This is a genomic window from Nostoc sp. NMS7 (assembly GCF_017115085.1).
In the GTDB taxonomy this organism is placed as follows: domain Bacteria; phylum Cyanobacteriota; class Cyanobacteriia; order Cyanobacteriales; family Nostocaceae; genus Nostoc.
The window spans coordinates 1-10,471 of the sequence record NZ_JABXKJ010000187.1 but is presented as its reverse complement, the minus strand read 5'-3'; the positions used below and the strand labels follow the sequence as shown (position 1 = coordinate 10,471).

Genomic DNA, 10,471 nt, shown 5'->3' with positions numbered 1-10,471 from the left:
GTCGCGTGTCAAGGCTGCGCCCTGCCCGCTATTTGTGCCAGTTGCGTAAGTCCTGTGTTGGTTGAAGTAGTTAGCAAAATCTTTTCCAGTTCTTGACTTTTAATGTCTATTGTTGAATTACTGACGAGAAAGAGCAAAAGGCTTTGCATCATGAAAAATTACCATAAAACTATTCTGTCAACTGTTGTTGTAAGTATTTTGGCATTTGGTGGTTATATGCAAACAACGTATGCCCATCAATTACCATCTCATCTTTTAGCTACATCACAGTCTGCTAGCGGTGTCAAAATTGCTGAAATGGATAGCCCTCATGATCGTGATAGTAGTCATGAAGATGGGGATAGAGAAGCTAGTGATGGTAGAAGAGTGTCTGTGACAAAAGCGCACAGAAGAAATCATACTAAGTATCATTTAACACATCATAAACAAGATCATCATGTAAGGAGGCAGCACAGCTAAGTTTAGGGTGTGATGTCATCTGACGAATGGCACGCTTATAAACGTGAAACTCTTGGCAGGAATGAGATTAGGGTTGCAGGTAGTGGTGTGTAGGAAAAAGCGTTGTATGTTTTATATTCTTCGTTCGGTTCTTAGTTTTTGACCAATATCCCCTACCCCCTCACACCCTAGAGATCCTTATACCTTATGGATTTGGCGAAAACAAACGTGCCGTCATCTTACTTCTAGCGAAAGATTGAGAAAGACAAATATCATGAAGAAGATATTAAACAGGGTTCCAGAGGTGACAATTTACTTCTGGATTATTAAGGTTCTGGCAACCACGGTAGGTGAAACCGCAGCAGATTTTCTGTCAGCAACCCTGAATCTGGGTTTAGGTATTACATCTGACATTATGAGCGGCGTGTTACTGGTTGCGCTGTTGAATCAGTTTAAGCTGAAACGCTATGTTCCAGCAAGTTTCTGGTTTGTGGTCGTTTTGATAAGTATCGTTGGCACTCTGATCACTGATAGATTGGTAGACGAGCTTGGAGTTAGTTTGATGACAACTACTGTAATTTTTAGTGTTTCCTTGTTGGTAGTTTTTGCGCTGTGGTATTCAAACGAAAAGACATTAGCCATGCACTCCATCAATACAGCTAAAAGAGAGCTTTTCTTCTATTGGGTGGCTGTTTTGTTTACGTTTGCCTTGGGCACTGCAACAGGAGACCTTTTAGCAGAAGCTTTGAAAGTGGGTTATGCACAATCAGCACTGATATTTGGCGCTTCAATTGCAATCATAGCGACCGGTTATTATTACTTTCGGATGAATGCAGTTTTGGCATTCTGGTTAGCTTACATCTTGACTCGTCCGCTTGGAGCATCTATAGGTGATTTACTATCCCAATCTGCTACAAATGGAGGCTTTGGTTTTGGTACGGTTGGAACCAGTATGCTTTTTCTTTCTATAATTGCGAGTCTGGTTATTTACTTAAGCCTTAAGCAGAAGAAACCAGCCTTACTGCCAATTGACGGACAAGACTGATTAGCGATCGCCTTCTCGAACGAATGGCATTTTTCTGTTTGTGAAGAGGCGATTTGATTGGAAATTTGCGATTACCTAACCTATCTTTTGACTGTTCAATAGCTTTCAATGTAGTGCTTATTCCACATAGCTTAGAGCTTTTCAAGCGTGCCATTGATATCTTAATTGTTTCTAGCAGACTGCGCTAATCTGAATTATGATGACTGACTATTTTTCTTGTGAAAAATAAATGAACAAAGTTGCAAAAGTCACAATTTTCTTCTGGATCATGAAGATCATCGCCACGACGCTCGGCGAGACGGCAGGTGACTTCATATCAATGTCTCTCGGACTGGGGTATTACGTAGCCTTTGCCATAACGTTCGCTATCTTGGCTATTCTCCTGTTTTTTCAAATTCAATCGGACAGATATCGTCCAGTGCTTTACTGGGTGGCGATCATTGCGACAACCACAGCTGGAACCGAAGTTTCAGACTTAATGGATCGATCTTTCGGGCTGGGCTATGCAGTGGGATCGCTGATCCTGGTAGCGGGTCTGTTGAGCGTTCTTGCCATCTGGTACTACCGGGATCGAGATTTGAGCGTTTATCCGATCATCAGGAAAGACGCAGAGACCACCTATTGGCTGGCTGTTGTGTTCTCCAACAGTTTGGGAACGGCCTTTGGTGACTTTCTGACAAGCAACTTGGGACTGAGCTATATCCAGGGCGCATTCGTGACGGCCAGCGTCATTGGTGTTGTCATCGCCTTTCACTACATAACAAAGTTGAGCGATATTCTCCTATTCTGGCTGGCGTTTATCTTCACGCGACCCTTCGGAGCCACCTTTGGAGATTTTCTGACCAAACCAGTCAAAGATGGTGGTCTATCACTGCCCAGGGGCTATGCTTCGGTGATCGCTTTTATCCTGCTAGCAGTTGTCCTATTCTTTTGGGTGCGAAAGGAGAAAAAAGTGCGTCACCCAATTGAGTGATGCGTTTAAGCAGATGGATGAGCATAGCATAAAGATATGAGAATATTAATAATTGAAGATGATGATCGCATCGCTAAACCCTTAGCCGAAGATTTAAAACACCAGCATCATGCTGTTGATATTGCTTGTGATGGGATTGAAGGTTGGGAATATGCCGAAGCAGGTAATTATGATTTAATTTTATTAGATTTAATGTTGCCGCGCTTAGATGGAATTACTCTGTGTAAACGGTTACGTGCTGCTAAATGTAATGCTTTTATTTTGATGTTGACAGCACGAGATACAACACCAGATAAAATAAGTGGACTCGATGCTGGTGCCGATGATTATTTAGTTAAACCATTTGAACTAGAAGAATTAGCAGCACGAATTAGAGCTTTATGTCGGAGAAGCCCAGAAACTCACCAACTAATTTTAATTCACGGTGATTTACAATTAGACCCTAATAATTATCATGTGACTTATGCAAGTAAACCTTTATTATTAACACATAAAGAATACATGATATTAGAATGCTTTTTAAAAAATTCTACTCAAGTTTTAACTCGCTCGGCAATTTTAGATAAATTGTGGGAGTTTGATAAATTATCCGGGGAAGAAACCGTTAAAACTCACATGACAAATTTAAGAAAGAAACTCAGAGCAGTAGGAAGTTCAGAGGATTTTATCGAAACTGTTTATGGTTTTGGTTATCGCCTGTGTCCTAAATAAATGCAAATTTAGCTGATGTTTGAAAAAATTCGCCGTCGTTTACTGTTGTCTTATTTAATCGTTTTATCATTAATCTTAGGTGGATTTGCAATTGCTGTTCGGATTGTCTTCACCCATAGCCTCTATAAACAACAAACACAAAAACTTGCTGCATTAGCACAAGTTGGTGCTGCTAATGCCGAGTTTGATAACGGTAAAATTAAAATTGAAAATGACTTACCTCAAGATAAATTGTTTAAAAATCATCAAGAATTAAACTGGTTTGATACTAAAGGTAATCTCATAGAAAAACAGGGACAAGATATTTTAAGTTTACCTACTCATGTAAAAGAAGGAGAACAAATTAATCCAGTTGGTAAAAATCGCATTCAATCTGTTACTTTACCAATTATTAATAGTGATGATAAAAAGTTCATTGGATATGTAAGAGCTAGTCAATCTCTAGAAGAATTCGATGAAACTTTAAATAAATTAGATTTGGGATTAGGCGGTGGAATTGTTGTAGCTTTGATTATTAGTAGTGCTGGTGGAGTTTGGCTAACTCGTCAAGCGATGCAACCAATTGAAGAAAGCTTTGAACGGTTAAAACAGTTTACTGCTGACGCTTCCCATGAACTCCGCAGTCCTTTAATGGCGATTAAAAGTAATGCAGGGGTAGCACTCAAGTATCCAGAGGGAATGCGAGAAACTGACGCAGAAAAATTTCAGGCTATTTCTAGTGCTACTAACCAAATGACTCGACTTACAGAAGACTTACTATTTTTAGCTCGTTATGATAATATTCCTAACCACATCAAAGAAACTGTTAATCTTAGTTCAATTTTAAATAACTTAATGCAACTATATCAGCCGCAGGCGAAGGCTAAACAAATTAATCTGAAAAGTCAATTGAATGAAAAGCTTTATTTGTTAGGCGATCCGAATCAGATAACACGATTATTTACTAACTTAATTCAAAATGCTATACATTACACACTGTCAAAAGGGACAGTAGAAATCATAGCCAATCGTAGTGCTTCCCATCTAGTTGTTAATGTCCAAGATACGGGTGTAGGAATTGCACCAGGAGATTTAGAAAATATTTTTGAGCGTTTTTGGCGAGCAGATAAATCACGTTCTTATAATTCTGGTGGTTCTGGTTTGGGATTGGCTATTGCCCAAGCTATTGCTGAGAGTCACGGTGGATTAATTAGTGCCACAAGTCAATTGGGAATTGGTAGTTGTTTTACTGTGCATTTACCAGCATTTTCACTTAATTAATGTTTATAAAAATGTCTTATTAAGTACCACAATATAGCTATATTAACCATAAAGACTAAAACTTTTAAAATTGTCACCCCTTTAATAAAAAGCGGCGGGAAACTCCACCCCAGGTGTCTGTAGAGGGATAGCCGCCCCGCCGCTTTAGTCATTAGTCAAAAGTCATTGGTCATTGGTCATTGGTACTAATGACTAATGACTAATGACTAAAAACTCCATCCCGCAAGTGGCGTGGAGTTTTTTATTAACTCAAATATTTCGGAACTCCTGGTACTACACTGACAGTTTCTCTCAAAGGTGTTGAAATTCCAGGTGAAGCACAGACTTTAGTATACTCTGTTTCTTTTAGAGGTGTTGGTATGACTATAGACATACCACTTAAGTCAGTAATAATTCAAACCTATGCTATGTAATCATCAATTATGGGCGGAATTAAGAAACTAGACGAAAGAGAACTGAGACAAGTATCAGGGTGAAAATAATATCAAGCGATCGCACAAGCGCTGACTTGTCAGTTTGTGCGATCGCTTTTATAGTTCTGCCCTTCCATATAAATCCAAAGCCTGTAAACCTACGCTTAACAAATTCAGATAAATCTTTTCGAGTTCTTTACTTTTAGTGTGTAAAGTGCAACTAGTTACCAGAGATTACTGATTAATAACCAGAAACCTGAGTTTTAGTTGTGCTATTGAACAATGGTTGAAAAACATAACTCAACATCCATCTCTTGCTAGGCTTTTCCCTATCTCTACCTTTAGCGATATAGAAAGCTGATTCCAGTAGAATCTGTCAATAATATTGTACTAAATTTCCAAATTCTTAATTTTTGTTATCCAGAGTAAATTTGCTCACTATATTTTTCAGGAAGCTTAATATGAAAAAGCTAATTCATGCTATTGCATTAACTTTAACAATTGCGTCTTTATCATCTGCTGCCTATAGCACAACCACGATGAAAAATAGCAGATTTCCTAACATTGTTGGAGCAGTGCAATTCCCTCAAAATAAGGCGAAAGTTGTCAGAGATTCTTTGCAGCTAAAAATTCCTCAAGATAGCAGAGCTTTATCCCAAATGACTATTGCTGTACCTCAAGGTTTAACTGTAAAGAATGACATTAACTTATCTGACCAGTCTGGTAAAAAAATTGCTGCCAATATTACTGTCAATGGTAGAACCATCACAATTGCTTTCCCTCAACAGGTAGCTCCTGGAACTGAACTTAACATTGATCTCAATCGTGTCTTAATCTCAGGAACTTCTAATGCTTGGCTCTATCCGGTTTCTGTCAGGCTTGTGGGGCTGAATGCAGATATCCCAGTGGGTGTATTTCGCCTACGAATTTACTAACAGGTGTTTTTGGTAAAAAGTTGAACAGCAATTTTAGCCGTGATGGTTGTGATAACAGGAGTATGACTGCGGGTGTCACGTGTATTAGTATTGTCTTTATGCATAACAATCGAGTCGCTAGTATGTTTATCCGTTTCCTTGCCAGTTTTTGCTCAGACAGCTAGAGTATCAAACCTCACCCTGGAGACAGCAATAAACCAAGCTGAAGCAAATAATCCTCAATTGCTGGCAGCACAGCGCAGTATTTCTGTTGCTCAAGCAGGAGTCGCCGTCGCCGGAGTTATAGCAAATCCACGACTAGCAATAGATATACCTTTTGGTCAAGCTGAAACTAAGCGTACTATTGGTATTGAGCAACTGATTGAACTGGGTGGTAAACGCGGAGCGCGTCTAGCTTTAGCCAACTCCCAGGTGCAACAAGCCCAGTTACAGTTAGACTCTTTACGTTGGCAAATTCGTATTCAGGTATGTCAGGCTTATGCAGAGTTAGCGATCGCTCAAGGAGCGCAGCAGAATACAGAACAATCTCTTGCTATCAACAAACAACTTGTTGATATTGCTAAGATGCGTTTTCAAGCAAATGATGTGGCACGAGCCATTGGTGTCAAGTTAAAGCCTCAGGCCAGATGTCAAGCGACCTTGCGGCGTTACGTCGGTGTCGTTGGCGAACAGCTTTAACCAAGCCCATAGAACGCTGATGCTCGACTAACCAAGTTAGGAGTTGCAATAATGGATTTAGCGATCGTGCGCGATGGAAAAAATACAAGCTGCGAAAGACCATTTCCATCGAAATACGTTCTAAGGGCTGCTGCAAAGCCACAGCAACATCAGCACACAAATCATTGAGTACTGCGTAAAAAATCCAAGTAGCATAGACTTGCATCTGCACACCATTAGTGCCACCAACCCACAGATAAGATAAACCGAGTAAGCGTTTAGTCAGTAAAAATGCATCTTCGATTTGCCAACGTCGGCGATACAAATCGCAAACCGACTGTGGTGAAAGTTGTTGCGGGTCAAGAACATTGGTCAAGTAATAATACCAAGTCTTGCCCCAGAGTACTGATACTTGGCGCATCGGGTAGCGACATGGGTCAGTATGGTTCAGTCCCATTTGAATAATTTCGTCTTTGTAATGAGAACCACTCGAAAGCGAGCGCATGACTCGAAAGCGCAATGAGAGCTTTTTGTCTAGTTAAAATATATTTTCCTTGTTCAGTTAGGGTATCAAACCACTCAAATCCATAGAAGCCCATATCTGTGATCAGTAAACCACCTACTGGTAAGCGTAATTGTAGTTCTTGCCACCAGTTGGTTTCATTGCGTTTCGCGTCGGTATCGAAAAACGCTGCTACTGGGCGATGAGTAAATGCTTCTACCACCATCAGCATCTTAAGAGCCAACACTGCGCCTGTTTTTTCTTGGAGTTGTCCTAAATGTTTTTTGATCGCTTCCAAGGTTGATGCATCCGCTATCCATACTGCACTGAACTCTTCAGCTACCGATGACCACCTTGGGTCAACTTCTGTGGGATTTTTCTTGGCTGCTAGGCGCTCTATTACTTGCTCAAACAGCTTGATAAATAACTTTGCTGGCAAGCTCTCTAGTCGTTGAGATAGCGCTTGCCGACTCACAGACATTGCCTCAACCCACAGTAATCCTTCTATTTCCAGGCAGCGCAGAACATCTGTTAAATAATTTATTTGTCGATACACCAAACTCAGTACTATTGCTGCCATCACTGGGAGGGTTAGTACCCGCGATCGCAAACTACGTTCTTTGTCTTTTACATCTTTGAGATTGGCAAATGTCCCTGGAGTTAATAGCTCAATCAACCGCGATTCTATTTCTTCACTTGTTGGAGCTGGGGAGGTTACCCGATGTCGAAAGTCTGGATTTCCTTGTTTTTTGCGTGGCTTACTCATGGCTCAAATCAACACCCTGTGTTGACTTTTACCATTGATTTGCCCACTCTTGACAGCCATCCATTTTTCTTAACTTGACACCTATGGGCACGAGCAGATGTTGTCCAAGCTGAGTTTGCATTTGCTCAAGCACAGCAAAAACTGGAACCAGCAATTAACCGCGTTCGTCAGGCTAGCATTCGTCTCAATACCCTTTTGGGTTAACCTACTGACACAGCGATTAATTTAGTGGATGGCGAGGCGTTCCGATTTTCTGGGAAAGACTCACAGTCAGGATTGGCGATTTTAGCAAAGCTTCCAGATTTAAGGGTGTTAAAAAAGTTAGCGAAAGCGTCACGATTAGATTTAGCTTTAGCTCAACAACAAATACAAGTTAATAATAAACAGATTTAAGTGGCTGACTCAGCCCGTATTCCAGATATCACCTTGGCAGCATCTTATGTTTGGGACCCTGGTTTAAGTACAGATGGTGCGCCACCTCCTACGACGACAACGGCTGTCATTTTGGGCCCAAGCGGGTGTTGCTCAAGCACGCACTGGTTTGGAACTTGCACAGAAGAATTTGGAGAGATCGCACCGCCTCTACAACGAAGCTCTGAATCCGACGCAAAAAGCCACAGACCCCGGTATTCAAGGAGCAAGAGGAGGTGTTGCTCAAGCTCAAAGCAATCTCACTTTTGCCCAAAATAACTTACAACGACAACAAAAACTCTTTAAAGAAGGCATAACACCCAAAAAAGACTTGATTGCCGCCCAAAATCAAATCGAAACGGCTCAAGCTGCTTTGAACACTGCCCAAGCATCTGTACAACAAGTCGCGCCCCAAAAAGATGTGATTGCCGCTCAATCTCAATTGGAAACAACCCAAGCTCAACTTGCTGCTGCAATTGCTCAAGAGAAACAGGTTAATGCTTCCCGCGAGCAAGCCCAAACTCAACTCAGCTTTACTGATATCCGCAGCCCCATCGCTGGAGTTGTAGCTAACCGCTTTCTGAATATTGGTGATACCACTGACCCTACTATACCAGTCATTCAGGTCGTCAACTTATCAAAAGTGATAGTCAATGCCAACATCAGCGCCGACAAAAAAGCTAATATTCGTGTTGGTCAAAGCGCCAAAATACTTAGCTTAACTGACGGAAGCTATTCCAGTGTTGTCACGGCTGTTAGTCCAATTGTCGATCCCCAGAGTAATACCCGGAACATCCAAATCCGCGTTGACAATTCTGGTGGGCGGTTAAAGGAGAACCAAATTGTCACTGTGTCTATTATTACAGATATTCATCAAGCAGCAATTACAGTGCCCCAAACAGCGTTGGTTTCAGACCCAGAAAATCCCAATGGACGTATGGTTTATACCGTCAAAGCTGGGAAGTTGGAAAGAAAAAAAGTGCAAATTGGTATCCAGCAGAGTGATGTACTGAGTGGCGATCACTTTGCTTCCCGCGTTGAGATTGTGTCAGGATTAACAGGTAATGAAAGAGTGGTAGCTAAAGGGGCTTACGGATTAGCAGATAGTACTGCTATACAGGAGGTGAAACAATGATTCGTTTTACCAAACTACTACAATCTCAAGCAAAAGCCATTTACCTAATATTTGTGTTCATGGCAATTTTAGGTATATTAGCTTACAGTAATCTGCCCAGTGGAGTTTATCCCGAATTATCCTTTCCTCGGATTGCCGTAATTGCTGAAGCTGGGAATGTTGCCCCAGAACAGGTAGTCCTCACCGTGACTCGCCCTTTAGAAGTAGCTACTAACCAAGTTTATGGTGTCCAGAAGATCCGCTCAAAGACTGCCCGTGGCTCTACAGAACTCTCAATAGAGTTTCAGCCCACGACTGATATGCAGCAGGCTCTCCAACAATTGGAAGCCAAAATCAATGAAGTACGGAGTACCCTACCAGCTGGCGTTAACCTCACGGTTGAGCGAGTTACCCCCGCCATTTTTCCGGTACTCAGCTACAACGTCACCACCGATACTTTAGCGCAAACAGACCTGTACTCGATTACTCAGTATCAAATCTTGCCTTATTTAAGCAGAGTTGCAGGTGTTGCCCTTGTCAATCTTCAAGGGGGAAATATCCCGGAAGTGGAGGTGCAGATTGACCCGAATCGCTTGCAAAATTCTGGTTTGAGTTTATCACAAGTTGCCGACACGATTGGGCGTTCAACTCAAAATCAAGCAGTAGGTAAACTAGATAGTAACTACCAGCAAAATTTAATAGTTACCAATGGTCAGCTAATAGACCCGTCTGCACTCACAGGGATTGTGGTAACGACGAAAGGTGCTGGTAAACCTGTATTTTTAGAGGATTTGGCACAAGTTTCTTTGGGTGAGGCTGACCGCACCCAAATTATTAGTGCCAAGGGTAAACCAGGATTAACACTAAATATCTTCCGCCAGCCGAATAGTAATGTTGTAGCTGTAGCTGGGGCGGTACAGCAGGAAATTAAGTCGCTGGAAAAAAGTTTGCCGCCAGGAGTGCAAATCGCTAAAGCTTACGATGAATCTGGATTAGTTGTAGACGCGATCGCTAATGTCCGCGATTCTATTGCTATTGGTATTGTCCTGACTATCATTGTACTATACGTATTCTTACGAGAATGGCGTAGTACAGTAATTGCTGCCATCACTATTCCTCTGTCTGCACTTGCGGCCTTTGGGGTGTTATCCTTCGTTGGTCAAAGTCTGAATCTCATGTCTTTGGGAGGACTAGGGCGTGTTTTCAAACTCGTTATATCCTAGAAAAAAGGCGATCGCTATATAGT

At 41.5% G+C, this 10,471-nt stretch carries 10 protein-coding genes and 1 pseudogene; 9 read left to right on the top strand and 2 right to left on the bottom strand.

All coding sequences use genetic code 11. From position 1 onward, the window contains the following. Positions 1-102 precede the first annotated feature (102 nt). From HWQ38_RS21055 to HWQ38_RS21035, 5 genes are all read left to right on the top strand, one after another. Positions 103-459, top strand: a complete 357-nt coding sequence (locus tag HWQ38_RS21055; RefSeq protein WP_292797329.1) for a hypothetical protein — start codon at positions 103-105, stop codon at positions 457-459. 253 nt (positions 460-712) lie between these two features. Further along, on the top strand, positions 713-1,483 hold the full coding sequence (locus HWQ38_RS21050; RefSeq protein ID WP_292797328.1) for a hypothetical protein: 771 nt from the start codon (positions 713-715) through the stop codon (positions 1,481-1,483). 229 nt (positions 1,484-1,712) lie between these two features. Further along, entirely contained in the window at positions 1,713-2,456 is a 744-nt protein-coding gene (locus HWQ38_RS21045; RefSeq protein WP_292797327.1) for a hypothetical protein, read from the top strand. A 36-nt stretch (positions 2,457-2,492) separates the two neighbouring features. After that, complete coding sequence (locus HWQ38_RS21040) at positions 2,493-3,167, top strand: response regulator transcription factor (RefSeq protein WP_292797326.1); 675 nt, start codon at positions 2,493-2,495, stop codon at positions 3,165-3,167. A gap of 15 nt (positions 3,168-3,182) precedes the next feature. After that, positions 3,183-4,427 carry a HAMP domain-containing histidine kinase gene (locus tag HWQ38_RS21035; RefSeq protein WP_292797325.1) on the top strand — a complete coding sequence of 415 codons (1,245 nt, stop codon included), beginning with the start codon at positions 3,183-3,185 and terminating at the stop codon, positions 4,425-4,427. Between the two features lie 244 nt (positions 4,428-4,671). On the opposite strand, the gene HWQ38_RS21030 is transcribed toward HWQ38_RS21035, so the two are convergent. Further along, complete coding sequence (locus HWQ38_RS21030) at positions 4,672-4,800, bottom strand: hypothetical protein (protein ID WP_292797324.1); 129 nt, start codon at positions 4,798-4,800, stop codon at positions 4,672-4,674. A 501-nt stretch (positions 4,801-5,301) separates the two neighbouring features. Here HWQ38_RS21030 and HWQ38_RS21025 point away from each other — a divergent pair. Continuing rightward, complete coding sequence (locus HWQ38_RS21025) at positions 5,302-5,775, top strand: DUF2808 domain-containing protein (RefSeq protein ID WP_292797322.1); 474 nt, start codon at positions 5,302-5,304, stop codon at positions 5,773-5,775. A 72-nt stretch (positions 5,776-5,847) separates the two neighbouring features. Next, a complete protein-coding gene (locus HWQ38_RS21020; protein ID WP_292797320.1) occupies positions 5,848-6,453 on the top strand; it encodes a TolC family protein in 606 nt (201 codons plus the stop codon). On the opposite strand, the pseudogene HWQ38_RS21015 reads toward HWQ38_RS21020, so the two are convergent. Then, positions 6,380-7,700, bottom strand: a pseudogene (locus tag HWQ38_RS21015) (IS4 family transposase). The gene HWQ38_RS21020 and the pseudogene HWQ38_RS21015 overlap by 74 nt on opposite strands. Positions 7,701-8,166: 466 nt before the next feature. On the opposite strand from HWQ38_RS21015, the gene HWQ38_RS21010 reads away from it, so the two are divergent. Both HWQ38_RS21010 and HWQ38_RS21005 read left to right on the top strand, forming a co-directional pair. Continuing rightward, positions 8,167-9,246 (top strand): efflux RND transporter periplasmic adaptor subunit, encoded by a 1,080-nt coding sequence (locus HWQ38_RS21010; protein ID WP_292797319.1) that lies wholly within the window; start codon positions 8,167-8,169, stop codon positions 9,244-9,246. Next, entirely contained in the window at positions 9,243-10,448 is a 1,206-nt protein-coding gene (locus HWQ38_RS21005; protein WP_292797318.1) for an efflux RND transporter permease subunit, read from the top strand. The genes HWQ38_RS21010 and HWQ38_RS21005 overlap by 4 nt, the downstream gene beginning before the upstream one ends. Positions 10,449-10,471 lie beyond the last annotated feature (23 nt).

What these genes read in the sequence shown, in the direction of transcription:
- HWQ38_RS21010 (WP_292797319.1), top strand. Translation starts at nt 8,167, where the DNA reads ATGGTGCGCCACCTCCTACGACGACAACGGCTGTCATTTTGGGCCCAA.
- HWQ38_RS21035 (WP_292797325.1), top strand. Translation starts at nt 3,183, where the DNA reads ATGTTTGAAAAAATTCGCCGTCGTTTACTGTTGTCTTATTTAATCGTT.
- HWQ38_RS21030 (WP_292797324.1), bottom strand. Translation starts at nt 4,800, where the DNA reads ATGTCTATAGTCATACCAACACCTCTAAAAGAAACAGAGTATACTAAA.
- HWQ38_RS21045 (WP_292797327.1), top strand. Translation starts at nt 1,713, where the DNA reads ATGAACAAAGTTGCAAAAGTCACAATTTTCTTCTGGATCATGAAGATC.
- HWQ38_RS21005 (WP_292797318.1), top strand. Translation starts at nt 9,243, where the DNA reads ATGATTCGTTTTACCAAACTACTACAATCTCAAGCAAAAGCCATTTAC.
- HWQ38_RS21025 (WP_292797322.1), top strand. Translation starts at nt 5,302, where the DNA reads ATGAAAAAGCTAATTCATGCTATTGCATTAACTTTAACAATTGCGTCT.
- HWQ38_RS21055 (WP_292797329.1), top strand. Translation starts at nt 103, where the DNA reads ATGTCTATTGTTGAATTACTGACGAGAAAGAGCAAAAGGCTTTGCATC.
- HWQ38_RS21040 (WP_292797326.1), top strand. Translation starts at nt 2,493, where the DNA reads ATGAGAATATTAATAATTGAAGATGATGATCGCATCGCTAAACCCTTA.
- HWQ38_RS21050 (WP_292797328.1), top strand. Translation starts at nt 713, where the DNA reads ATGAAGAAGATATTAAACAGGGTTCCAGAGGTGACAATTTACTTCTGG.